At 72.1% G+C, this 22391-nt stretch carries 21 protein-coding genes and 4 pseudogenes; 16 read left to right on the top strand and 9 right to left on the bottom strand.

What is annotated here, in order from left to right:
• Positions 1-180: 180 nt before the first annotated feature.
• Genes ACIPFH_RS40505 through ACIPFH_RS40485 form a run of 5 tightly spaced genes read left to right on the top strand, consistent with a single transcriptional unit; the run spans position 181 to position 6007 of the window.
• Positions 181-1125 (top strand): TauD/TfdA family dioxygenase, encoded by a 945-nt coding sequence (locus ACIPFH_RS40505; protein ID WP_401834625.1) that lies wholly within the window; start codon positions 181-183, stop codon positions 1123-1125.
• Complete coding sequence (locus ACIPFH_RS40500) at positions 1122-2162, top strand: ornithine cyclodeaminase family protein (protein ID WP_401834622.1); 1041 nt, start codon at positions 1122-1124, stop codon at positions 2160-2162. Before ACIPFH_RS40505 ends, ACIPFH_RS40500 begins: the two co-directional genes overlap by 4 nt.
• Positions 2159-3499: a Y4yA family PLP-dependent enzyme gene (locus ACIPFH_RS40495; protein ID WP_401834621.1), complete on the top strand. Its 1341-nt coding sequence runs from the start codon at positions 2159-2161 to the stop codon at positions 3497-3499. Before ACIPFH_RS40500 ends, ACIPFH_RS40495 begins: the two co-directional genes overlap by 4 nt.
• 37 nt (positions 3500-3536) lie before the next feature.
• Positions 3537-4598, top strand: coding sequence for a cysteine synthase family protein (locus ACIPFH_RS40490; protein ID WP_401834618.1), 1062 nt, complete (start codon positions 3537-3539; stop codon positions 4596-4598).
• Positions 4598-6007: an MATE family efflux transporter gene (locus ACIPFH_RS40485; RefSeq protein ID WP_401834617.1), complete on the top strand. Its 1410-nt coding sequence runs from the start codon at positions 4598-4600 to the stop codon at positions 6005-6007. Before ACIPFH_RS40490 ends, ACIPFH_RS40485 begins: the two co-directional genes overlap by 1 nt.
• A gap of 240 nt (positions 6008-6247) precedes the next feature.
• Here the strand turns inward: ACIPFH_RS40485 and ACIPFH_RS40480 are convergent, their stop codons facing one another.
• Positions 6248-7087: a hypothetical protein gene (locus ACIPFH_RS40480; RefSeq protein WP_401834615.1), complete on the bottom strand. Its 840-nt coding sequence runs from the start codon at positions 7085-7087 to the stop codon at positions 6248-6250.
• A 91-nt stretch (positions 7088-7178) separates the two neighbouring features.
• Here ACIPFH_RS40480 and ACIPFH_RS40475 point away from each other — a divergent pair.
• Together ACIPFH_RS40475 and ACIPFH_RS40470 are read left to right on the top strand one after the other, a co-directional pair.
• A pseudogene (locus ACIPFH_RS40475) lies at positions 7179-7481 on the top strand (sodium-dependent transporter); the annotation flags it as partial.
• Positions 7482-7575: 94 nt separating this feature from the next.
• Positions 7576-7794, top strand: a pseudogene (locus ACIPFH_RS40470) (ABC transporter substrate-binding protein); the annotation flags it as partial.
• 60 nt (positions 7795-7854) lie between these two features.
• Here ACIPFH_RS40470 and ACIPFH_RS40465 read toward each other — a convergent pair.
• The 5 genes and pseudogenes from ACIPFH_RS40465 to ACIPFH_RS40445 form a co-directional block, all read right to left on the bottom strand.
• A pseudogene (locus ACIPFH_RS40465) lies at positions 7855-8280 on the bottom strand (response regulator transcription factor); the annotation flags it as partial.
• The gene (locus tag ACIPFH_RS40460) at positions 8277-9566 is read right to left on the bottom strand and encodes a sensor histidine kinase (protein WP_401834614.1); all 1290 of its coding nucleotides are present in this window, start codon (positions 9564-9566) and stop codon (positions 8277-8279) included. The pseudogene ACIPFH_RS40465 and the gene ACIPFH_RS40460, both read right to left, overlap by 4 nt.
• A 27-nt stretch (positions 9567-9593) precedes the next feature.
• Entirely contained in the window at positions 9594-10433 is an 840-nt protein-coding gene (locus ACIPFH_RS40455) for an ABC transporter permease (protein WP_401834612.1), read from the bottom strand.
• On the bottom strand, positions 10430-11368 hold the full coding sequence (locus ACIPFH_RS40450) for an ATP-binding cassette domain-containing protein (RefSeq protein ID WP_401834610.1): 939 nt from the start codon (positions 11366-11368) through the stop codon (positions 10430-10432). Before ACIPFH_RS40450 ends, ACIPFH_RS40455 begins: the two co-directional genes overlap by 4 nt.
• Positions 11369-11503: 135 nt before the next feature.
• On the bottom strand, positions 11504-11812 hold the full coding sequence (locus tag ACIPFH_RS40445) for a hypothetical protein (protein WP_401834607.1): 309 nt from the start codon (positions 11810-11812) through the stop codon (positions 11504-11506).
• 117 nt (positions 11813-11929) lie between these two features.
• On the opposite strand from ACIPFH_RS40445, the gene ACIPFH_RS40440 reads away from it, so the two are divergent.
• Positions 11930-12862 carry a glycosyltransferase gene (locus ACIPFH_RS40440; RefSeq protein WP_401834605.1) on the top strand — a complete coding sequence of 311 codons (933 nt, stop codon included), beginning with the start codon at positions 11930-11932 and terminating at the stop codon, positions 12860-12862.
• Between the two features lie 96 nt (positions 12863-12958).
• Here the strand turns inward: ACIPFH_RS40440 and ACIPFH_RS40435 are convergent, their stop codons facing one another.
• Positions 12959-14494 carry a hypothetical protein gene (locus ACIPFH_RS40435; protein ID WP_401834602.1) on the bottom strand — a complete coding sequence of 512 codons (1536 nt, stop codon included), beginning with the start codon at positions 14492-14494 and terminating at the stop codon, positions 12959-12961.
• A 104-nt stretch (positions 14495-14598) separates the two neighbouring features.
• On the opposite strand from ACIPFH_RS40435, the gene ACIPFH_RS40430 reads away from it, so the two are divergent.
• The 3 genes and pseudogenes from ACIPFH_RS40430 (at position 14599) to ACIPFH_RS40420 (ending at position 16814) form a co-directional block, all read left to right on the top strand.
• Positions 14599-14982 carry a BlaI/MecI/CopY family transcriptional regulator gene (locus ACIPFH_RS40430; protein ID WP_401834601.1) on the top strand — a complete coding sequence of 128 codons (384 nt, stop codon included), beginning with the start codon at positions 14599-14601 and terminating at the stop codon, positions 14980-14982.
• Positions 14983-15081: 99 nt separating this feature from the next.
• Positions 15082-15925: pseudogene (locus tag ACIPFH_RS40425) on the top strand (IS200/IS605 family accessory protein TnpB-related protein); the annotation flags it as partial.
• 61 nt (positions 15926-15986) lie between these two features.
• On the top strand, positions 15987-16814 hold the full coding sequence (locus ACIPFH_RS40420; RefSeq protein ID WP_401834598.1) for a M48 family metalloprotease: 828 nt from the start codon (positions 15987-15989) through the stop codon (positions 16812-16814).
• Between the two features lie 50 nt (positions 16815-16864).
• On the opposite strand, the gene ACIPFH_RS40415 is transcribed toward ACIPFH_RS40420, so the two are convergent.
• The gene (locus tag ACIPFH_RS40415; RefSeq protein ID WP_401834595.1) at positions 16865-17794 is read right to left on the bottom strand and encodes a M48 family metalloprotease; all 930 of its coding nucleotides are present in this window, start codon (positions 17792-17794) and stop codon (positions 16865-16867) included.
• The gene (locus ACIPFH_RS40410; protein ID WP_401834594.1) at positions 17794-18162 is read right to left on the bottom strand and encodes a BlaI/MecI/CopY family transcriptional regulator; all 369 of its coding nucleotides are present in this window, start codon (positions 18160-18162) and stop codon (positions 17794-17796) included. The genes ACIPFH_RS40415 and ACIPFH_RS40410 overlap by 1 nt, the downstream gene beginning before the upstream one ends.
• A gap of 135 nt (positions 18163-18297) precedes the next feature.
• Between ACIPFH_RS40410 and ACIPFH_RS40405 the strand changes: the two genes are divergently transcribed.
• The 5 genes from ACIPFH_RS40405 to ACIPFH_RS40385 are packed head-to-tail and all read left to right on the top strand — an operon-like array spanning position 18298 to position 22369.
• Positions 18298-18966 carry a DedA family protein gene (locus ACIPFH_RS40405; protein ID WP_401834592.1) on the top strand — a complete coding sequence of 223 codons (669 nt, stop codon included), beginning with the start codon at positions 18298-18300 and terminating at the stop codon, positions 18964-18966.
• Positions 18963-19568, top strand: coding sequence for a phosphatase PAP2 family protein (locus ACIPFH_RS40400; protein WP_401834590.1), 606 nt, complete (start codon positions 18963-18965; stop codon positions 19566-19568). Before ACIPFH_RS40405 ends, ACIPFH_RS40400 begins: the two co-directional genes overlap by 4 nt.
• Positions 19565-20377 carry a phosphatase PAP2 family protein gene (locus tag ACIPFH_RS40395; protein ID WP_401834588.1) on the top strand — a complete coding sequence of 271 codons (813 nt, stop codon included), beginning with the start codon at positions 19565-19567 and terminating at the stop codon, positions 20375-20377. Before ACIPFH_RS40400 ends, ACIPFH_RS40395 begins: the two co-directional genes overlap by 4 nt.
• A complete protein-coding gene (locus ACIPFH_RS40390; protein WP_401834587.1) occupies positions 20331-20993 on the top strand; it encodes a response regulator transcription factor in 663 nt (220 codons plus the stop codon). Before ACIPFH_RS40395 ends, ACIPFH_RS40390 begins: the two co-directional genes overlap by 47 nt.
• Positions 20990-22369 carry a sensor histidine kinase gene (locus ACIPFH_RS40385; protein ID WP_401834584.1) on the top strand — a complete coding sequence of 460 codons (1380 nt, stop codon included), beginning with the start codon at positions 20990-20992 and terminating at the stop codon, positions 22367-22369. Before ACIPFH_RS40390 ends, ACIPFH_RS40385 begins: the two co-directional genes overlap by 4 nt.
• Positions 22370-22391: the final 22 nt, after the last annotated feature.

Raw genomic sequence — 22391 nt, 5'->3', positions numbered from 1 at the left:
TGATCCTGATCAGCTTAGGTAAGCCTTGCCTGCCTGTTGTGGTTTGGCTATGTTTCCGTTCGGTCAACACGGCCTCTTCCATCGAAAGAGGCCCACCGCCCGCCCCTCACCCGCACCGGAACGGACGGTTCACCCATGCCGACGGCAGCCACGCCTGTACGTCAGCTTCACCCCCAGGCCGTGACCGAACTGCTCACCACGGCCCGCGCCCTGCTCGACGCCTTCGACGGCGCCTCCACCCACCCGGGACTGCTCGCCCAAGTCCCCGATGCGGCAGCCAAGTTGAGCGACGGCATCCAACGCGCCTGCCGTCCCGTCGACACCACGGACGGACTGTTCGTGCTGCGCGGCCTCCCGGTCGACGACGAGGCGATCGGCCTCACCCCGGGCCACTGGTCGACCGCGGGGAACGCGGGCGCGCTGCACGACGTGGTCCTGCTCCTGCTCTCCACGGTGATGGGCACGCCGCTGGCCTGGGAGGGCCAGCAGGACGGCCGGTTCGTGCACAACATCGTCCCCTCGCCCGGACACGAGGCCGAACAGACCGGCGCCAGCAGCAGCGTGCTGCTCAGCCCGCACACCGAGGACGCCTTCCACCCCGGACGTGCCCATCTGCTGGTGCTCGGCTGCCTGCGCAATCCGGACGCCGTCGCCACCACGGCCGCCAGCATTTGCCAGGTCGAACTGGATCCACAGGACCAGGAGTTGCTCGCTCTGCCGGTACTGCCGATCCTGCCCGACGACGCCTACACCGAGGCGCGGGGCTACGACGGCACCCCGCCGCCCGTAGCGACGGTGTGGCAGTCGCCGGACGGGCCGACCCTGCGCTTCGACCCCGCCTACACACCTCTGGACGAGGCGTCCGAGGAACACCGCGCGGCCTACGGCAGGCTGGAGGCCGAGCTCTCCCGGGTCTCCGTGGCGGTGGCCCTGACGCCGGGAGACGTGCTGGTCGTCGACAACGACCTCGTCGTGCACGGACGGGTCCCCTTCAAGGCGCGCTACGACGGCACCGACCGCTGGCTGAAACGTTCCTCCGTGCGGGTGCCCGGCCGTCGTACCCGTCCGCAGGCCGAGCGGTTCGAGCACGGCTACGGCCAAGCGGCCGTCGAGGCGTTCGCATGACCCATATCGACGACACCGACACCGACTTCACGAAGACGGGGAGCACCATGGCGTCCGACGACACGACCCTGCGGATCCTCAGCACCAGCGACGTGGCCGGCATCGACATCACCCTGGCCGACGTCGTGTCCGTCGTCGAGCAGGCGTACCGCACCCTGGCCGACGGCAAGTCCGACAACCCGCGCAAGCTCACCGTCAAGCCGGAGGACGGCCACTCGGTGGCGTACGCGATGCTCGGCCGCGACGGCGAGCGGGGCGTGGTCGCGGTGAAGACGTCGTACAAGTACGGCCTGCACGACGACCGCGACAAGCAGCACTACTACACGACGCTGACCCTGTACGACGACGAGACCGGGCTGCCGGTCGCGATGCTGGACTGCGGCCGGGTCGGCGCGCTGCGCACCCCGGCGGTCTCGGCGCTGCTGGCCCGCGAACTGGCCGTGCCAGGCGCCCGCAACGCCCTGGTCGTCGGCACCGGCACACAGGGGCGTCTCGCGCTGCCGTTCCTGCTGACCACACTGCCGGACCTGGAGCGGCTGATGCTCTTCGGCACGCATCCGGACGGCATCCGGGCGGTGCGCGAGCAGCTGAACACATACTTCCCCGACCGCGACCTGGAGATCGTGACCGATCTGCGCGCGGCGGCCGGCGACGCGGACATCGTGCTCGCCACGGCGGGCCCCAACACCCCGGCGTCCGTGGACGCGGAGTGGCTCAAGCCTGCCGCCCTGTCCGTGCTCATCGGCTACGGCATCGGGCCCTCGACGCTGCACCGGGCCGACAGGGTGATCGCCACCAGCGCGGCACAGATGCGCGTCACGGGCGTCGACATGGCCGACGCGGATGGTCAACTGCGCGATGCGGACGCCGAGTTCCCCGAGGTGCTCGCAGGCCGCGCCGAGGGCCGTACGAACGCGGGGCAGCGGATCTTCGCCTACAACAGCGGGCTGGTCGTCACCGACATCGCGCTGGGCCACCGCTTCGCCCAACTGGCCCTGGCGCAGGGGCTGGGCGCGGCGGTGCCGCTGTGGAGGTGACGACGTCGCTCCCCTCGCACATGACGCCCGAGGTACGGGCCCTGCTCGCCGACCCATTGCTCGACGAGCTGAGTCACGGACTCGGTGGCCCCTATCACGTGCTGCTCCCCGAGCGTTTCGACGCGAACGCTGCGGCGTTCCGGAACGTGTTCGCCGAGGCGGATGCGGACGGCCGCGTGTACTACGCGAAGAAGGCCAACAAGGCCGCCGTCTACACCGAACGAGCTGCCGTGACCGGCCTGGGCGTGGACGTGGCGAGCCACGGGGAACTGCGCGAGGCCCTGTCGGCCGGGGTGCGCGGCGAGGACCTGGTGGTGACCGGTCCGGCCAAGGCGGACAGGCTGCTGCGGGTCGCCGTGCTCCAGGGCGCGTTGATCGCGGTGGACGCACTGGACGAACTGGACCGGCTGATCGTCCTGGCCGATGAACTCCGGCGTACGGCAAAGGTGTTGCTGCGCCGGCTGCCTCCGGAACAGCCGCACAGCCGCTTCGGTATGGACGACGGAGAGTTGGAGGCAGCCCTGCGGCGATGCGTCGACGGGCCCGTCGACGTTGAGGGATTCAGCTTCCATCTCTCCGGCTACGACGTCCGCCAACGCACCGACCTCGCCGCCGAGTTGGTCAGCCTGTGCACGCGCGCCCGGGCTCTCGGACTGCGCGCCGACCGGATCAGCATCGGCGGCGGCTTCGCCGTGGACTACGTGGCGGCGGACGACTGGCGGCGCTTCGAGGAGAGCCGACGCTCCGAGCACTTCCACGCGGGCAAGTCCTTCGGGGGCTTCTATCCGTACCACTCCCCCGTCGCGGGCGCCGACGCCCTGCGTACGATCCTGGCGGCCACCCCGACGGGCCAAGTCACCACGCTGGCCGAGCTGTTGCGTGCGGCCGGTGTCACCCTCCTCGTCGAACCGGGCCGGGCGCTGCTGGCCCAGGCCGGGTTCACGGTGTTCCGCGTGCAGGGCGTGAAGGAGCGTGGCGGGCACGCGATCCTGACCGTGGACGGCAGCAGCCTCAGCCTGTCGGAGCAGTGGTTCGACAGCGAGTTCCTGCCGGACCCGGTGCTCGTGCCGGCCGATTCCCGTCCGGTCGCCGACGCGAGGCCGTACCCGGCGTGCGTAGGGGCCGCGACCTGCCTGGAATCGGACATGCTGACCTGGCGCAAGATCCCCTTCCCAGTGCGGCCGGCCGTCGGTGACCTGCTCGTGTACCTCAACACGGCGGGCTATCAGATGGACTCCAACGAGTCGCCGTTCCACGACCTTCCGCTGCCCCCGAAGGTCGTCGTCGAGCTCTCGGGATCCCGTTTCCGCTGGCGCCTCGACGGCCCTCCCCACTGAAGGCACTGACGACCACGTGAAGACCACAGGAGCCCCCATGGACGACCCTCTGTACCGGCCGCCCATCGTGCGGCAGATCTCCGAACTCATCGGCGCCACACCGCTGTTCGAGCTGGCCCGTACGGAGAGCGACGCCCGGCTGCTGCTGAAGCTGGAGCAGTTCAACCCGACGGGCACGGCCAAGATACGGATGGCCCGGCAGATGGTCGTCGACGCCGAGGAACGCGGTCTGCTGCGCCCCGGCGGCCGGATCATCGAGTCGACCTCCGGCAACACCGGGCTCGGCCTCGCCGTCGTGGCCGCCGAGCGCGGCTACACCTTCACCGCCGTCGTCGACCACCACGCCGCCGTCGACAAGCTGCGCGCGATGAAGGCGCTCGGCGCGGAGCTGGTGTACGTCGCCGACGACGGGGACGAGGAACTGGCCACCGCCGCCCGCGAGGAGTTCGCGGAGAAGTTGGCCGCCGAGTCCGACAACGCCCACTTCACCGAGCAGCACAACAACATGGCGAACGGTGTGGGCTACCACCCGGTGGCCCGCGAACTCCACGCCGCGCTGGACGGCCGTATCGACATCCTCATCGGCGCGGTCGGCACCGGCGGCGGGCTGTTCGGGACCGGGGGCCCACTGCGGGAGACGGTGCCCGGGGTGCGGATCGTGGGTGTGGAGCCCAAGGGCTCGATCGCGTTCGGCCCGCCCGCGCACGACTACCACCAGTCGGGAACCGGCACGCCCGAGGGCGCGACGATCGGGGCGATGGTCGACTACTCGCTGCTGGACGAGGGCGTGAAGGTCGGCGACATCGAGGCGTTCGCCACCGCGCGGGCCGTCGCCCGGCGCACCGGACTGCTTCTGGGCGGCTCGGCGGGCGGGGTCGTGTACGAGGCTCTGACCCGGCTGTCCGCACTGCCGCCCGGCACGACTATGGTCGCGTTGATCAACGACGGCGGGGAGAAGTACATGGACACCGTCTTCGACGACGACTGGATGACCGCCCGCGCTCTCCTCTCCCCCCAAGTGGAGCGCGAAGTCGATGAGTTGCTGACCAAGCTCCGCCGACTCCCCACATCGCCGGACCCTTCGCAGGAACAGGACTGATGCAGCCCGCCCTCGCCCGCCTCCTCACCGACGGCCGTGCCCTCGCCACGCTCGCCGTGCCGCTCGCGCTCACTCAGCTCGCCCAGGTCGCGCTCACCACCACCGACACGATCATGATGGGCCTGCTCGGCACCGAGGCCCTGGCGGCCGGCGGCCTCGCCATGGTGATCTTCAACCAGTTGCGCACCATGGGCGTCGGCCTCGTCACGGCCGTCGGCAACCAGGTCGCCGCGGCGGACGCGCGAGCCGAGGCGCGGGGCACGGTGGCGGAGGGCGCCGAGGCGGAGGCCGCTCGCGAGGAGGTCCGGGACCTCGTCCGGGCGAGCCTGCTGCTGTCCACGCTCGCGGGTCTCGCGGGCGCGCTGCTGATGGTGCTGATCGGGCATGCCGTGGTGTTCCTCGGTCAGGACGCGGACGTGGTCGCCGCGGCGAAGCGGGTGCTGTACACGATGGCGCCCGGACTGGTGCCCTGCCTGTGGTTCCAGGCGATACGCCAGTTCACGGTCGGCATGCGCCGCCCCCAGGCCCTGCTGCGCATCACGATCGCCTCGATCGCCGTCAATGCGGGGCTCAACTGGGTTTTCATACAGGGAACCTGGGGCCTGCCGAAGCTGGGCCTGCCGGGTATCGGGATCGCGACGAGCTCGGTGTACGCACTGTCCTTCCTCGCCCTCTACCTCTCCGCCCGCCGCGATCCACGGCTGGCGCCGGTACTGTCGCTGAGCATCTGGAAGGCCCGCCCGGCCACCCTGCGCCGGCTGACTGCACTCGGTACGCCGATCGCCGCCACCTACGGTTCCGAGGCGGGCTTCTTCTCCGTCGTCGCCCTGCTGGTGGGCAGCTTCGGCACGGCCGCGCTGGCCGCGCACACCGCCGTGAACCAACTCGTCTACATCGTCTTCCAGATCGCCGTCGGCCTCTCCCACGCCGCATCCCTCGGCGTCAGCCGTGAACTCGCCCTCGGCAACACGGGAGCCGCCCAGCGGCTGAAGGCGACGGCCCTGGCCTGCGCCGCCGCGGTCATGGCGGTCGTGGCGGTCGTCTACGTCGCTCTCCCGGGCCTGGTGCTCGCACCGTTCTTCGAGGGCGAGAGCCGGACGGCCACCGACCTCGCCACGAACCTCCTGCTGATCGCCGCGGTGATGCAGTTCTTCGACTGCGCCCAGAACATCGGCGTCGGCCTGCTGCGCGGCCTCGACGACACCAAGGGTGGCTTCCGCGTCACCCTCGTCGGTTACTGGCTCGTCGGCCTGCCCTCCGCCGCCCTCCTCGGCTTCGCCACCGGCTGGGACACGGTCGGCATCTGGCTGGGCCTGCTCATCGGCCTCGCGACCACCGCGGCCCTCCTGCTGCGCCGCTTCAACCGGGGTGTCGGGCTCCTGCACGGGGTCCCGGCGGCCCGGCCCTGAGCCCCTGCGCCGCCGAAGGCCCACAAGAGGTCACTCCGGCCGTCTCGCCCAACGCGTCGCCGCGATCTGCATGATCCAAAACACGAGGGTGCTCTCGGGCAGCTTACTCATGTCCCACTCATGGCAGGGCGCCCGTCTCCGCGAAGGAGAAGGGCGCCCTGCCACAAGTGAGCCGGCCGCGGATGACGACCACGTGGCGTACGGCCGTGTTCGTAACGCGCATGCCTCCTCGCGAGCCGTTCAGGTCGTCTGCGGAGCGACGCGCGCAGGGTCCGCGACGTCCTTGCGGGTCACCATCAGGTACACCACCAGGCCGAGGATGACCGCCAGGAAGAGCCCGCTCGTGACGACGGTGCCGAACCCGAGGCCGCCGTCGCCGGTCGGCTGGGACAAGTAGTCGCCGATCGAGGCACCGAGCGGACGGGTCAGGATGTAGGCGATCCAGAAGCTCCACACCGCGTCCAGGCCCAGCGCGAAGTGCGCGACCGCCACGGCGGCGATGGCCAGAGCGAACAGGACCGCCGAGAGCCAATAGCCGAGGTCCATGCGCTCGGAGACGAGGTCGCCGGCGGCCGTACCGAGGGCGAAGGTGAACTGTACGGCCAGCCAGTAGTACGCCTCGCGGCTGGTGGTGTCGATGCTGTGGATGGAAAGCGTCCGTTCTCGCCGGTACCAGACGACGAACACGACGGCGAGAAGGACGCCGAACACCGCGGTGGTCGTCTCCAGCGGTACGCCCATGTTGTCGGTGAGGTTGTCGCTGATCAGCGTGCCGACGACGCTGATGAGGGCGACGGCGAGCCAGTACACGCCCGCGCGGTAGGCGGTCGTACGGAACTGCACGACCAGGACGACCGCGAGCAACGCGCTCATCAGGACCGACACGCCGGTCAGGCCCAACCCGGCCTTCTCGTTCAGCAGGTCGGCCGCGGTCTCGCCGACCGTCGTGCACAGCACCTTGATGATCCAGAAATAGGCGGTGACCTCGGGCACCTTGTTCCAGCGCAGACGATGGGAAGGGGGAGCGGAGGCACTCGTGCCCGGTTCGGCCTCGGGGGTCTCGGAGAGTTCGTAGGTCATGGGCAGGACGTTGCCAGCGGCTACCTGAACGCATCCTGACTGCCGCGCGGCTTTCCCGGCCCGCCGGGTCCGGCCTGATCACGATGGGCCCATGCACACCCGCGCCGCGTCCTGGCTGCGGCACCGGCTCGGCCGCGTCGTCGTCATGTCCTACGCCCTCGCTCTGTTCCTGCCCGGCCCCGGCCTGTGGCTGCGCCGACCCCATCCCTTACCGCTACCGCCGACGCACCTGACGCTGCACACCGCACCACTCCTGCTGTCCCTGGTCCTGTTCTCGGCCGGACTCCAGGTACCTGTCCACGCCCTGGGCCGCCTGCTGCGATGGCCGAAGGCCCCGCTCACCGGGCTCGTGCTGCACCTCGCGATCCCGCTGGCTGTCCTGCCGTTCGTCGCGTTCCTAAGTCGGGCGTTCACTCGGGCGCCGACTTCAAGGGAAAGACCCTCGGCGTCACCGACCTGGTTCGGGCACCGACACCCTCACCCAGTTCCTGGCCGCCGAGCAGGGCCTCAAGACCAGCCAGTTCCACCGGATCGGGGTCGGTGCGGGCTCCACCGCCATCGCCGCGCTGCAGAACGGCAAGGTCGACTGTGTGATGACGACGCAGCCGACGGTCGCCGCGATCCAGAAGAAGGGCGTCGGTACCTCCGCGATCGACCTGGCCACCACGTCCGGGGCGACGGCGGCGATGGGCGGCGCCTATCCCGCGGCCAGTGTGCTCGCGCGCACCGACTGGGTGAACTCGCACAAGGCCACGGTGCAGAAGGTCGGGGACGTAGCGGGCGTACTCCTCCAGGAGACGGCGGGTGAGAGCGGGCGCGATGACGGCGTCGCCGGAGGCCACCGCGCGGATCCCGGCGAGGAGCTCCTCCGGGCGCGCGTCCTTGAGGAGAAAGCCGCTGGCACCGGCCCGGATGGCGGCGTGGACGTACTCGTCGAGGTCGAACGTCGTGAGCACGAGGATCCTTGAGCGGCCGCCGGCGGCGACGATACGGCGGGTGGCCTCGATGCCGTCCATGCCCGGCATGCGGACGTCCATCAGGACGACGTCCGGGCGCAGTTCGGCGGCCTTGCGGACGGCCTCGGCGCCGTGGGCGGCCTCACCGACGACGTCGGTCTCGGGGACGGAATCCAGGAGGAGGTGGAAGCCGTAGCGTTGCAGCGGCTGGTCGTCCACGATGAGCACGGTGGTCATCGGTCACCACCGCTTTGGGGTGTGAGGTCGAGGACGGCCTCGACGCTCCATCCTCCGCCGCCCGTCGGCCCCGCGCTGACGGTGCCGCCGTACAAGGCCGCTCTCTCCCGCATGCCCACCAGGCCGTGTCCATCCTCGTTCGGCGGTCCGGACGATGCGACCGGGCCGCTGTCCTGGACCCGGACGGTCAGCCGGGCGTCCCGCTCGACGATCGCCAGACGCACCAGGGTGTCGGTGTCGGCGTGCTTCAGGGTGTTGGTGAGGGCTTCCTGGACGATGCGGTACACCGTCAGCTGCACCCCGCTGTCCAGGGCGTCCACGTCGCCGGAGGTCCGGTAGACGATCCCGAGGCCGGCGGCGCGCACCTTGGCGCACAGCGCTTCGATGTCCGCGATGCCGGGCTGCGGGCTGAGCTCGGGCCCGCCCGGGGAACCGTCCGCGGTCTCGCGCAGCACGCCGAGCACTCGCCGCAGCTCGCCGAGGGCCTGCCTGCCGGTGTCGCCGATGAGCTGCAGGGCCTCCTTGCCGCGTGCGGGTGCGATGTCCGTGGCGTAGGCGCCGGCGTCGGCGAGCGTGATGATGACGGACAGGTTGTGGCCGACGATGTCGTGCATCTCGCGGGCGACCCGGGTGCGTTCGGTGGCCGTGGCCAGCCTGCTGCGCTGGTCGCGCTCGATCTCCAGCCGGGCTGCCCGGTCTCGCAGTCCGGCGAGCTGGGCCCGGCGGATCCGTACCATCAGGCCGAGCGCGAGTGCCGCGGTCGCCGTGCTCAGCAGAAAGAACAGCGCGTCCCAGACGGACACGGCCGAGGACACGCGTACCGCGACCAGCGCCATGGCGCCCGCCATGGCCGCGCAGGCCCACGGCAGCTGCCGCAGCCACCCGTGCAGGGCCAGGCTGTACAGCGCGACGAAGAGGGCGACGTCCGCGCGCAGCGCCGCGCCCAGGGACCATTGGAGGACGAACACCGCCGTGATGGCGGCGAAGGCCACCGCGGGTTTGCGTCGCCGCCACAGCAGGGGCAGTACCAGGCCGGCCTGCAGCGCCAGCATTCCCGCGACGGGGAGCTCGGTGAAGGCGAGCCGGAACCTGCGCGGACCGTCGCCATCGCCGTCGTCCACACCGCCGTGGAACAGGTCGGGCAGGCAGAACATCAGGAAGACCAGGACGACGACGGCGGTGTCCAGCACCCAGGGATGTGCGCGGTCGGCGTGCCGCAACCGCTGGCCGCCCCGGGACAGGCGGGCGACCAGCGGTCCCATCCCGCTGAGTTCATCGGTGGTCACGGGTGTCACTCGTCCATGGTGCAGGCGTCAGGCGTCGGTGCGCGCGAGCCGGTACGCCGCGCCGCCCAGCGCCAGCGCCGTCCAGCACAGGAGGACCAGCAGTCCGGCGCCCGGCGACAGGGCCGTGGAGTCGTGGGTCAGCGCGAACATCGACTCCCCCGCGTTGGACGGAAGGTAGGGGCTGATGTCGTCCTGCCAGGAGCTCGGCAGCAGGGAGATCAGTCCCGGGATCAGCATCAGGGCAGCCACCAGCACCGAGATGCCGCCGGCCACCGACCGCAGCAGCGCGCCCAGGGCGGCGCCGATCACCCCGACCAGGCCGAGGTACAGCCCTGCGCCGAGCAGGCTGCGCAGGACACCCGCGTGGGAGAAGCTCATGTCCGCGGGCGTGCCCGAGACGATACCGCTCCCGATCAGGAAGGCGACGAACGCACCCAGCGTCCCCACCACCAGCGCGACCAGTCCGAACACGGCCGCCTTGGACCACAGCACGGGCAGCCGGCGGGGCACCGCCGCGAGCGTCGAGCGGATCATGCCGGTCGAGTACTCGCCCGCCGTGACCAGCACGCCGAGCACACCCAGGGCCAGCTGGGCGAAGTTCGTACCGAACAGGGACAGGCTCACGGTCGTCGAATTGGCGAAGTCCGAGTCCATGTTGCCGGAGTTGATCCCCGACTTGTAGCGGCTCGCGGCGATGAGGCCGAAGGCCACCAGGAACAGCAGGCCCAGGCCCAAGGTGATCCAGGTCGAGCGCAGGGACCACAGCTTGGCCCATTCGGAGGCGAGTACGCGCCGTCCGGTCACCCGGTAGACGGGGCGGGCAGGGGTGGTCCGGGGTTCCTCGACGGTTGCCGTGAGGGTGCTCATGCGGACCTCCCGAGGGTCTCGGTCGCGGTGGTGGTGCCGTGGTACTCCACGGCGCCCCTGGTCAGGTCCATGAACGCCTCCTCCAGCGACACGGTCCGCGCGCTCAGCTCGAACAGCGCGATTCCGTGCTCGGCGGCCTTGAGTCCGATCTCGCGGGCGGTCAGCCCGGTCACCTGGAGCTCCTCGGAGCCGATCCGGCCGGTCACGTCGACGCCCGGACCCGCCAGGACGTCCCGCAGCCGGGCCGGGTCCTGCGTCACGACGTTCACCGAGTCTCCGCCCGCCTCACGGATCAGGTCCGCCACGGTCGTGTCGGCCAGCAGCCGCCCGCGCCCCACGACGATCAGGTGGTCCGCGACCAGCGCCATCTCACTCATCAGGTGGGACGACACGAACACCGTCCGGCCCTCGTCGGCGAGCCCCTTGAGCAGGTTGCGGATCCAGAGCACGCCCTCCGGGTCGAGCCCGTTGACCGGCTCGTCCAGCATCACCGTCTGCGGATCGCCCAGCAGCGCCGCCGCGATGCCCAGCCGCTGGCCCATCCCGAGAGAGAAGGCACCGGCCCGCTTCTTCGCCACGCTGTCGAGTCCGGCGAGACCGATGACCTCGTCGACCCGGCGGCCCGGAATGCCGTGGGTCAGCGCGAGCGCCCTGAGGTGGTTGTACGCCGAGCGGCCCGGGTGGATCGACTTGGCCTCCAGGAGGGCACCGACCTCCTGGAGCGGGGCCTGGTGGCGGGCGTAGGGGTGGCCGTTCACGGTGACGGAGCCGCTCGTCGGTGCGTCGAGGCCGACGATCATGCGCATGGTCGTGGACTTGCCCGCGCCGTTGGGCCCCAGGAAGCCGGTCACCGTGCCCGGCTTCACGACGAAGTCCAGCCCGTCGACGGCCGTCTTGTCGCCGTACCTCTTGGTCAACTGCCGTGCGTCGATCATTCACGTTCTCCCTGTCGGGCTCCGGCGTCCTCACCTCCGACGCCTCACCCGCAACGCTAAGTGCCGGATCATCCCGATCCGGTGGTACCGGGAGGCTGAACAGCGCGCGGCGCGTAGTACCTCGGTACTACGCGCCTACCTGCGGCGCTTTCCGTGGTCGTCGGCTCCGCCGTGGTGGCAGCAGGCGTCCGCCCGCTGCGGAGGGCGCCCCGCCCACGCGGCGCCCGGCGCCCCGGCATCCGCCGCGCACTGGGCCCGCTCCGCGCTCTCGACCAGGCTCTCGCTGTCCGAGGCGGCGTTGGCCAGGCTGGCGCAGCACAGGGTGAGCAGGAGGGTGTCGGCTACGAAGGGCAGGGTGCGGCGCGTCGGCGGCGGGGCCAGCAGGGCCTGCACCCGCTGGGGCACCGCCCCGCCGGTCGCGGCCAGGGCGGAGGGGCGTGGCATGCCGGCAGAGGCGAGAGCCGCCCGACCGACGGCGCGGGCGACGACCGTCCGGCTGCCGATTCGGGCTGCGGCCTCCTGCCGCGTCCTGGCAGCCTGCGGCTTCGCGGGCGGTTGTCCGTGCCCGTCCTCACGTATCTCACCGACTTCTCTGTGCACCCGTTGTGGGTGGCCGACGGTGTCGACGTCCACCTCGCCGCACACACCGTGCCCGCCGCCCAGGCCCGGGCCGCCGGGGCGCGGGACGTACGGGTGTGCGGCCCGGTCGTGCATCCACGGTTCCGTCCCGGCAGCGCGCGGGAGCGCGACACGGCCCGGGCACGCTTCGGACTGCCCGAGAACGCCCCGCTGGCGCTGCTGGTCGCCGGCTCCTGGGGCGTCGGACCGGTCCGGCAGGTCGCCCTGGAGCTGCGCGACTGCGGCGCCGCCGTCCCCGTGGTCGTCTGCGGCCGCAACAAGGCGCTCGCCGAGCAGCTTCGCGCGGACGGCATCGAATACGCCTACGGCTGGGTCGACGACTTGCCCGCCCTGATGCACTCCGCCGACGTCCTGGTCCAGAACGCCGGAGGGCTCAGCTCCCTGGAAGCGTTCGCCACCGGTCTGCCTGTCGCGAGCTACCGGTGCATAGCGGGCCACGGGCTGACCAACGCCGCCGCTCTGGAGGAGGCCGGTGCGGCGGTCTGGATCCGCGACCCGGCCCGCCTCAAAGCCGTGCTGTGCGACCTGATCGACGGCCCGCTCGGACTGCGCCAACGCACGACCGGGCTCGCCCTCTTCGCCGCCGAGCCCGACGGCGGACCCGCCGCGGAGACAGCGCGCGTCCACCGAGCCGGGCTGCGGTCGCTGCCTCCCCGGTCCGCCGCGCGACGGCGCCGTCCGGCGGCACTCCGGCTCGTCGCCACCACCGCCGTGGCATGCGGGGTATGGGCGTGTGCCGTCGGCACGGGGATCGCCACCGCATACGACGGCCCAGGCGTGATCCACGCCATCGGGCACGGCCTCGACCTGGACGACCCCCGTCCGGCTCACGCCCCCCAAGGCCACCACTCGTGACCGCCGCCCGCCTGGTCCGCGCCGCCGCCCTGCCCGCCCTCGTCACCGCGCATGCAGCACCCGCCGTCTCCACCTTCGGTCCGCTGCGCAAGCGCGTCATGCCCCGCCTCTCCGCCCTCCCGGCGGCACGGGCGGTGATACGTACACGCGCAGGCCGGCCACCTGGTGCGGAGTCCAGGAGCGGGCGTAGCCGGGCGGGCTGCCGCCCGGTGCCACGAGAGTGGCGGCGGGCATGTGTCGGACGGTCCGCCGGATGCCGGCCGACGTTGTGTTGGCGTCGTGGCCACCGGTCGCCGCGGATGAGCAGCCCGCGTAGTAGGCGATCGGGACGTAGTCGTCTCCGGTGACCCGACAGGGCGGGCGTACGCCCAGTCGGTGCAGGCCGGCGGCGACGGCGGCCCACTCGCGGTGGGCGGCGGTGGTGCGCCGCACGGTGTGCTCCAGCACCGCGAACTGCACGGCCAGATGCGCGGCCAGAGCGAGGGTCAGCAGCGCCGCGGTCAGCGGCCGACGGATCCGTCCGGGTGCCCGGACCAGGTGCACCAGAAGTTCGGCGACCGGGACGGCGAGCAGCGCGTAGGCGGGCAGCAGGAAGCGGGGTGCCGCGTAGCCGATGAGGAAGAGGTAGGGGAAGGCCGCAGAGGCGGCGCAGGCCAGCGGTACCAGCGTGGCGACGGGCCGCCGGGCGCGGATCGCGACCACGGCCGCGAGGACGGCGAGCAGCGGCAGGACGTACCACCACAGGCTCTCCACGACAGGGGGCGCGGCACCGGTGCACGGGCGGCAGAGGGTACGTCCGCCCAGGGCGCGCAGTTGGTCCGCAACGGCGGTGTTCCAGCCGAGGCCGCCCTGGATGCGGGACGCGTCGGACAGACGTTGCGCCAGTCCGCTGTAGGAGACGTACGCCTCGATCACCCACTCGGCCGCCCCGGCGGCGAGGCCGCCGACGAGCGCCGCCAGCAGCGCGGGGCGCCGCCATCGCCGTACGCCCATCAGCAGGGCGAGCAGGGGCAGGGTCGCCCAGACCGCGTCCGTGGGGCGCATCCAGGCCATCAGGGCGGCGCTCAGGCCCACGCCCCACAGAGCCGCGCGGTCGAAGCGGTTCGCCTGGGCGCGCAGGAAGCAGCCCGTGCCGGCCAAGGCGCCGACGGCGACCCAGTAGTTGGGCATGGCCTGAGGGCCGTAGAACAGCGTCACCCACAAGGTGGCGAACAGGGCACCCGCGATCGCGAGCACCCGGGCAGGGAAGACACCCCGCCAGGCGCGGAGCGCGAGGAAGAGGGCGAGACCGGACAGTACCGCCAGGTAGATCCGCAGCAGTGCGGTGGACGCCGACCAAGCGGCGACCGGCGCCACCAGCAGCGGTACGCCGCGGGCGCGCGGAGCGCTGAAAAACGCGGCCGGGGCGTGGGAGGCGACCTGGCTGACGTAGACCGTCTCGTCCCAGCCGAGGCCCATCCCCGGTCTTACGAGAAGGAGCTGGGCCAGGGTGAAAGCGCCGGCCACGACCGCGAGCGCCACCTCGCCGCGGGATCGAGGAGCGAAGCGAGCGGCCGTCGGCGGGTCGGGCCTGCGCGGGCCGGTCGACGTTGCCGACGCGCTGTCCGTGGCCTGCGGGCCGTCTCTCATCATTCACCCCTTACTCCTACAGGCTGTAGGGTCCACGCCTGGGACAGCACCTCGAGACGACAGCACCTCGAGACCGTCATACCCCTACACGCTGTAAGGTCTCAGTCATGGCTGGCACAGGCCCGCGGGGCAGAGCCGAACGGCGTAACGCCGGTGAGCTGGAGAGCGAGGTGCTCGCGGCCCTGTGGGCGGCGGACCGGGCGATGACTCCGGCGGAGATTCAGGCCGAGATCGGTGGCGGTCTCGCCTACAACACCGTGCACACCATCCTCAGGCGCCTGTACGACAAGGGGCTCACCCTGCGGGACGCGGACGGACGGCGCGGCGCCTACCGGCCCGCGAAGAACGCCGCCGAGCTGACCGCCGAGGCCATGCACGAGGCCCTCGACCGGGGCCCGGACCCCATTGCCGCGCTCCAGCAGTTCGTCACCGGGCTGAGCCCGGAGGAGGAGCGCGCGCTGCGCGACCTGCTGGGGGGTGGCGAGCGATGAGGGTTTGGAGCGTTGCCGCTGGAGTGCATTCAAGGGCGTTTCGGTGAGCGGGAGTGAGTGTGGGTGGTCTGTGTCGTGTCGCGCGTCTCGGCCGTGGGGCGGGTTTCTGCGGGGAACGCGATCGCCTGCCGCATCCACCTCGATATTGGCCGGGACCGCTGGTACCTGACGGCCGCCTGGCAGATTCCGGTCTCACAGACCGTCCCGATGGACGCCGCGCTCGCGCACGGGGTGATCGGCGTCGATGTGAACGCCGATCACCTGGCCGCCTGGCGCCTCGACGCCCACGGCAACCCCACCGGCAGCCCGCGGCGCCTCTTCTACGACCTGACCGGCAGCGCCGAACACCGGGACGCCCAGGTCCGCCACGCCCTCACCGGCCTCCTGCACTGGGCCAGCGCCTGTGGGATGCGGGCGATCGCGGTGGAGGACCTGGACTTCGCCACCGAGAAGACCCGCGAGAAACCCGGCCGCCGCATACGCTTCCGCCGGCTGATCTCCGGCATGCCCACCGGCAAACTCCGCGCCCGACTGGCCTCGATGGCCGACCAGACAGGCATCGCCGTCATCGCCGTCGACCCTGCCTACACCAGCCGCTGGGGCGCCCAGCACTGGCAGAAACCCCTCACCACCACCACGCGCACCGCCACCCGCCACGATGCTGCCGCCGTGGCGATCGGAAGGTGCGACCAGGGACACCCGATCCGGCGACGGACGACACCGCCCCCTGCTCACCGGAGTGATGAGCAGAGGCATCGGACCGTCCAGGCCGGACCAGGTGTTCCTGGGCGTGAGGGAACCCGTCCCCGCATCCCCGGACCACGGATACGATCCGTGCCGCCCGGAGGCGGAGCGAACGCGGGCAACCAGAACGCCCAACACCGTCCGGGGCGTTCGGCCGAGCATGAGACTGGCAACTGACTCACTCCCGCTCAGTCCCTAGGAACGGTCGACGTCTACACACCCTGCTCCTCGCCGCTGTCGGCCGCCGGGTCGGCCGCCGGGTGGCACCGGCGCTCGCCACCCGCGTCCTGGCCGGGGCCGCCGTCGTGAGCGCGGCGGCGAGGTCCCTGCTCCTGCTGGCCGCCGCCCTCGTCGGCGCTGCTCCCCCGGTGGTCGCGGATGCCCGCGAGGACGGCCGCCCGCTTCCCGAGCCGGTCCCGGAGGCCGTCGCGTTGACCGCCTGCGCACTGCTCCTCTTCCTGGCCCACCGGTTCCTCAGAGCCGCCCGAGCCGAGTACCTCACCCGCCGGGGCCTGAGGCTGCTGTGCGAGGGGCAGCCGCCGGACACCGAACTGATCGTGGCCGCCTCCCCCGTCGCCGAGGCGTTCGCCATCCCGGGAAGCGCGGGCTCACCGGGCCGAATCCTGGTCACCAGCACGATGCTCGGCGCTCTCTCGCCCGAGGAGCGCCGCGTCCTGCTCGCCCACGACCGGGCCCACCTGACCCACCGCCACGCACGGCTGTGCACCGCCGCGACGCTGGCCGGCGCGGTCAACCCGTTCCTCACCCCGGTCCGGCACGCGGTCGTCTTCCTCGTGGAACGCTGGGCCGACGAGCGAGCGGCCGCGGTGGTCGGCGACCGCGGCTGCGCTGCCCTGGCTCTCGCGCGGGCAACACTCACGGCCGGACGCCGGGAGCCGTCCCGCGGACTCGGTTTCACCGACCGCGCGGTCACCCGCCGAATCGCCGCTCTCCAGATCGCGCCGCCGCCACGGCTGTGGCTGCCGGCGGCGCCCGTTCCGGCTCTCGGCGCCCTCACCGCGCTGGGTGCCGCCGATGCCACCGGCGACCTGTTCCGGCTGCTGGAGCCGATCCTCGCCCGAGGGTGATCACTCGGCGGACAGAGTGATCCTCGTGGTCGAACACCGCTCCGAGGCGGTCATGGACCCTCCTCGCCCTGGGCGACCTCGACCTCGTGGTGGAAGTCGACGACGCCGGCTGTTCCGGCGGCGACGGACAGGACCGTGCAGGCCACGAGGAGGAACGCGGTACGGCGGGTGGTGCGCGAGCGCTTCTCGGAGGGTGCGAGGAGGGCGGCGACGCGTTGCGGCACCGGGCCGGTCGTCGCCGCAGGTGCGAAGTCCGGGCGGGTGGAGTCAGAGGCGTTTCCGGCGAGGGCGGCGCGGGCGATGGCCGTGGCGATCAGGCGCCGGTCTCCGGTGACCTCGGCGGCGGCCTCGTCGGCGGCCCGCTCGGCGGCGAGACTGATCGTGGCGCGGGTGGTGCGGAGAGCGGGGTGGCAGTGGGCGGCGAGTTCGGCGGCGGCCAGGAAGTAGTGGTGGCCGGCCTGGTTGTGGGCGCGCTCGTGGGCGAAGAGGGCCTCACGCTCGGCGGGTCCCAGGCTGCGCAGCATCGCGGTGGTGACGACGATGCGGTGGGGCCGTCCGGGCAGGGCGTACGCGTCCGGATCGGGCGAATCGATCACGCAGAGGTCACCGGCGGCGGGGCGGCGGTCGGCCTGCATGCGGGCGGTCCGGAAGGCGCGGGTCTGCCGGAAGGCCGAGCGCGCAAGGGTCCAGACGCTGACGGTGAGCACTCCGGTGGCCGCCATGGCGGCAGGGAGGACGAGGTAGTCCGAGGGGGTTCGCAGGGGGTGGATGAGTTCGCCGAGGGCGGCGAAGGCGGGGAGTTTGAGCAGTCCGGTCAGGACCAGGGCGCCGAGGGCGGCGACGCAGACTCCCGCCAGTGCCAGGGCCGAGGCGGTGAGGACCCACAGCGCGGTGGCGGGGGCCAGGCGGTCTAGCGTTCGGCGGGCGAGCGTCGGCGCGAGGAAGGGCAGAACCAGCGGTAGGAGCAGCAGAGCGGTCATCACTCGTCACCCTCCAGGAGCCGGCGCAGGTGCTGTTCGTCGCCGGGGTTGAGCTGGGCGACGAAGCGGGCCAGGACCGTCTCCCGATCGGTGTCCCGGTCGAGTTCGGTGTGCATGCGCCGGGCGGTCAGGCCGGGAGCGTCCTGCACGGGGAAGTAGGCATAGCCACGCCCCTCCCGCTCACGGCTGACGACGCCCTTCTCGTGTAGACGCGTCAGTATCGTCGCCACCGTCGTCCGGGCCAGGCCGGAACCGAGTTCGGTCTGCACCCGCCCTGGCGTGAGCGGGGCCCCGGCGGCCCACAGCGCGGCCATGACGGCGGCTTCGAGCTCGCCGGCCGGCCGCCTCTCGTCCCTCGCGTCGGTCATGGGAACGTTCCTCATTCCGCCATCGTCTACAGTTCAGTAGACCGTCTACAGGATTGTAGTCAGTCGTCGGATGCCGCCCTGCAACCGTTGCGCCGCATCCGGCAGTCCGGAAGAACAATGAAGGGGCTCCCGACGATGACCACAGCCATGCACCTATCGTCGCAGCTCGCCGTCAATGTGCTGGACGCCCGGTCGCTGCTGTCCGCCTTCGGCGTGCTGGGCGTGGGCGTGGTGCTGTTCGCCGAGACCGGGCTGCTGATCGGCTTCTTCCTGCCGGGCGACTCGCTGCTGTTCACGGCCGGTCTGCTGTGCACGGGCGCCGACGACCGCGGCCTGAAGCTGTCGCTCGCCCCGCTTCTGATCGCCGCGGCGGTGGGCGCGCTGGCGGGCGCACAGTGCGGATATCTCCTGGGCCGAAGAGCGGGCGGTACCCTGCTCGCCCGCAGCCGCTCGGCCCGGCTGCACGAGGGGGCGAAACGCGCGGAGGAGCTGCTGGAGCGCTACGGACACGCGAAGGCGATCGTCCTGGCCCGTTTCGTTCCGGTGGTGCGCACGGTCCTGAACCCGATGGCGGGCGCCCTGGGGGTGCCGGTTCGGACGTTCACCGTCTGGCAGGTGACCGGCGGGCTGGTGTGGAGCCTGGGTCTCACTCTGGCGGGATACGCGCTGGGCTCCTCCGTGCCGAACGTGGACCGGTATCTGCTGCCGATCGTCGCGGTGATCGTGGCCCTGTCGCTGATCCCGGTCGCCTCCGAGGTGTACCGCTCGCACCGGGCCGCGAAGGCGAAGGAGGCCCGCGGATGATCCTCGCTCTCAATGGCTCGTCGGTCGACGGCTCCGCCTACACCGACGTGGTGAACCTCGCCCGGCACGCTCCCGCGTGGCTGGACGACACGGTTTCGGCGTGGTCGACGTACGGGCTCGCCCTGTTCGCGCTGCTCATGGCCGTCGGCTGGTGGCGCGCCCGGCGACTGGGTGCCACCGCGTCGGTGACCGCGCTCGCCATGCCGTTCGTCGTGGTCGTGGCTTACGGGGCGGATGCGGTGCTGAAGCTGCTGGTGCGCGAGGACCGGCCCTGCCGGAGCCTGCGGGTGGCCACGCTGGAGGCGTGTCCGGCGCCCGGCGACTGGTCCTTCCCCAGCAACCACGCGGCCATCGCCGCCGCGGCGGCCGTCGCCCTGCTGTTCGTCTCCCGCCGGCTCGGCGCGGTGGCCGCGGTGGCCGCCTGCGCGATGGCGGTCTCGCGGGTCTGGGTCGGGGCGCACTACCCCCACGACGTGCTGGCAGGGGTCGTGGTGGGCGCTCTGGCTGCTCTGCTCGCCATGTCGGCACTGCGCAGGCGTGCGGAGGCCGCAGCCCTGCGGCTGGCGGGCACCCGCCTGCGGCCGCTGCTGGTGGTGTCGTGAAGCGCGGTGAGGTCGCCGAACTGGCCGGCAGCTGCGGCCTCGGCGCGTGGACGGCGTTCGGGGTGCTGACCATGGTCGTGGTGGGCCACGACGGCATACCGCTGTTCGCGGACGCCGACTTCCTCTCGTGGTCCGTCGGCCACCGGCCCGACGTGGCGGTGGCCTTCGCCCGCGGGCTGACCGGCACCGGGACCGGTGTGTTCCCGTTCGCGCTGGCAGTGCTGGCCGGGGTCATCGCGGGGCGCACCCGCCGGCAGCGCGTGCTGGCCGTCGCGGTCTGTCTGGGCTGCCTCGGGGCGGGCCAGGCGCTGCGCTACACGGTGATGACGCTCGTCGCCCGGCCGCGACCACCCCTGGCGGACTGGGCGACGCATGCCTCGGGATGGGCGTTCCCGTCCGGTCACGCCACCACTGCGGCCCTCACCGCGGGGCTGCTGATCATCGCCGTCCGCGTGCGCGGCCCACGCGGCCGGACCCCGCTCACCCTGGTCATCGGCGGCTGGGGCGCGTCGGTCGGACTGACCCGCGTCTACCTCGGAGTGCACTGGTTCACCGACGTCGTCGGCGGCTGGCTGTTCGCCCTCGGCTGGCTGGGCCTGTGCCTGTGCGCCGTGGCCCACTGGCTCCCCGATCGATGGACCCCCGGCACGACGGACACGGACACGGCGCGCAGGACGGCAGGACCGATGGGCAGCACAGCGGGCGGCCGGACGGACACGGCGCCGGAACAGACGGACCTGGCACGAGAGCAGAGGGAGGACCATGCGCCGGACGATCCTGGTCGTCGAGGACGATCACGCCCTGCGTGACGTGCTGATGCGCGGACTGCGCGACGAGGACTTCGACCCCGTGCCCGCGCCGGACGGCGCCACCGCCCTGCGGCTGGCCACCCCCGACATCTCCGCCGCCGTACTCGACATCGGGCTTCCCGACGCCGACGGACGGGACGTGTGCCAGGCGATGCGCGCGAACGGATTCCTCTCCCCTGTCATCTTCCTGACCGCCCATCACCGCCTGCCCGACCGGCTGTCCGGGTTCTCGGCCGGCGGCGACGACTACCTGCCCAAGCCGTTCCACCTCGCCGAACTCGCGGCCCGCCTGCGCGCAGCCCTCAAACGGGCCGCGCCGCCGCCTGCCGCCACAACAGGAGACCTGGCGCTGGACGCCGTCCGGCACGTGGTCAGTGTCCGAGGCACCCGAGTCGACCTGACACCGACCGAGTTCCGTCTCCTGGCCGCTCTCATGGCGGCTTCCGGCGACATCGTGCGCCGCCGCGAGCTGGTCCGGGCGGCCTGGCCCGAGGGCGCCCAAGTCCACGACAACACCCTCGACCAGTACCTGACCCGACTGCGCCGCAAGCTGCGCGAGGCGGGCAGCGACCGGACGATCGGCACGGCCCGCGGGGTCGGCCACCGCCTGTCATGAGCGGCACCCGCCACCGACCACGGTCCGGCGTGACCGCCTTCCTCCACCGTCTGGCGCCCCGCACACTGCGCGGCCGGCTCTCACTCGTGGCCCTCACCACGGCCGCGCTGCTGATGCTGGTCCTCACCGTCGCCTTCAACGTCGTCGCCCAGCACCGCCTCCAGCACCAGGCGGACGACGAACTGCGCACCCGTGCCGCCGCCGTCGCGACGACCGTCGACACCAGCGGCACGACGGTACGCGTCCTGGAGACCTCCAACGACGAGCTCCTCGACACCAACGTCTGGATCTACGCCGGCCGACGCCTGCTGGAAGAGCCGCCGAACGCCGACCCCCTGACCCGGGTCGCCGACGCACTCGCGGGGCGCGGCGGGCGGCGGTGCATCACCGCCGACGTCCATGGCCCCCTCCGGCTGTGCTCGCAGCCGGTGTCCGGAAAGGAGAGCGAGGCCACGGTGGTCACGGCGCTCGACCTCTCCCCCTACCGGAGTTCGGCCGACACGCTGCTCCTGGGATCACTCGCCCTGGACGTCGTGATGCTCGCCTGCACCTACGCCCTGACCCGGCTGGCGGTAGGACGCGCGCTGCGCCCGGTCCGCACGATGACCGACCAGGCCACCAAGTGGAGCGCCGTCACCTCCGAAGAGCGCTTCGGCAGCAGGCGGCATCCGGCCGAACTCGCCCGCCTCGGTACGTCGCTGGACGCCATACTGGACCGCATCCGCACCCTTCTGCGCCACGAGCGGCAGCTCACCGGTGAACTCTCGCACGAGCTGCGTACGCCCCTGAGCCGCATCATCGCCGAACTCGACTGGTGGCAGACCCACCCCCGCACCGCCGACCAGACCCGCGCCACCCACAAGGTCGTCGCGGACGCCGCCGAGTCCATGCGCACCATCTGCGACACCCTCCTGGACGACGCCCGCGGCGGGACACTCACCGCGCCGGGCACCGCTGAGGTGTTGCCCGCGCTACGACGACTCACCGAACTGCTGGACGTGCCGGCTCACTTGACAGTCACCGCCGACGGCCCACCTCTGGTGGCCGGAATCCCGGCCGCCCTCCTCGAACGCATCGTCAGCCCGCTCCTCACCAACGCCTGCCGCTACGCCCACTCCGAGGCTGCCGTCCACGCCTACCGCGCACCCGACGGCGTACGCGTCGAGGTCATCGACGACGGGCCCGGCGTACCGCGCCCGTTCGCCTCACGGCTCTTCGAGCCCGGTCAACGTGCGGACCCCGGCGACGGACACCACGGTGCGGGCCTCGGGCTGCCGCTGGCTCGACGCCTCGCACGCAGCGCCGGCGGCGAGGTGACGTACGACCCCGGGCACACGCCCGGGGCACGATTCGTCGTCAGCCTGCCTGCCGGGTGACATCAGCCCCGCTCGGCGGCAC

The organism is Streptomyces sp. NPDC088157 (assembly GCF_044741545.1).
GTDB lineage: Bacteria > Actinomycetota > Actinomycetes > Streptomycetales > Streptomycetaceae > Streptomyces.
This window is presented reverse-complemented; position numbering and strand designations above follow the sequence as displayed.

Bases quoted from the DNA above. Each gene is read 5' to 3' on its own strand.
- ACIPFH_RS40450 (WP_401834610.1), bottom strand. From the start codon at position 11,368: ATGATCGACGCACGGCAGTTGACCAAGAGGTACGGCGACAAGACGGCC.
- ACIPFH_RS40400 (WP_401834590.1), top strand. From the start codon at position 18,963: ATGATCCTCGCTCTCAATGGCTCGTCGGTCGACGGCTCCGCCTACACC.
- ACIPFH_RS40405 (WP_401834592.1), top strand. From the start codon at position 18,298: ATGACCACAGCCATGCACCTATCGTCGCAGCTCGCCGTCAATGTGCTG.
- ACIPFH_RS40445 (WP_401834607.1), bottom strand. From the start codon at position 11,812: ATGCCACGCCCCTCCGCCCTGGCCGCGACCGGCGGGGCGGTGCCCCAG.
- ACIPFH_RS40390 (WP_401834587.1), top strand. From the start codon at position 20,331: ATGCGCCGGACGATCCTGGTCGTCGAGGACGATCACGCCCTGCGTGAC.
- ACIPFH_RS40485 (WP_401834617.1), top strand. From the start codon at position 4,598: ATGCAGCCCGCCCTCGCCCGCCTCCTCACCGACGGCCGTGCCCTCGCC.
- ACIPFH_RS40490 (WP_401834618.1), top strand. From the start codon at position 3,537: ATGGACGACCCTCTGTACCGGCCGCCCATCGTGCGGCAGATCTCCGAA.
- ACIPFH_RS40480 (WP_401834615.1), bottom strand. From the start codon at position 7,087: ATGACCTACGAACTCTCCGAGACCCCCGAGGCCGAACCGGGCACGAGT.
- ACIPFH_RS40500 (WP_401834622.1), top strand. From the start codon at position 1,122: ATGACCCATATCGACGACACCGACACCGACTTCACGAAGACGGGGAGC.
- ACIPFH_RS40455 (WP_401834612.1), bottom strand. From the start codon at position 10,433: ATGAGCACCCTCACGGCAACCGTCGAGGAACCCCGGACCACCCCTGCC.
- ACIPFH_RS40415 (WP_401834595.1), bottom strand. From the start codon at position 17,794: ATGACCGCTCTGCTGCTCCTACCGCTGGTTCTGCCCTTCCTCGCGCCG.
- ACIPFH_RS40430 (WP_401834601.1), top strand. From the start codon at position 14,599: ATGGCTGGCACAGGCCCGCGGGGCAGAGCCGAACGGCGTAACGCCGGT.
- ACIPFH_RS40435 (WP_401834602.1), bottom strand. From the start codon at position 14,494: ATGATGAGAGACGGCCCGCAGGCCACGGACAGCGCGTCGGCAACGTCG.
- ACIPFH_RS40385 (WP_401834584.1), top strand. From the start codon at position 20,990: ATGAGCGGCACCCGCCACCGACCACGGTCCGGCGTGACCGCCTTCCTC.
- ACIPFH_RS40410 (WP_401834594.1), bottom strand. From the start codon at position 18,162: ATGACCGACGCGAGGGACGAGAGGCGGCCGGCCGGCGAGCTCGAAGCC.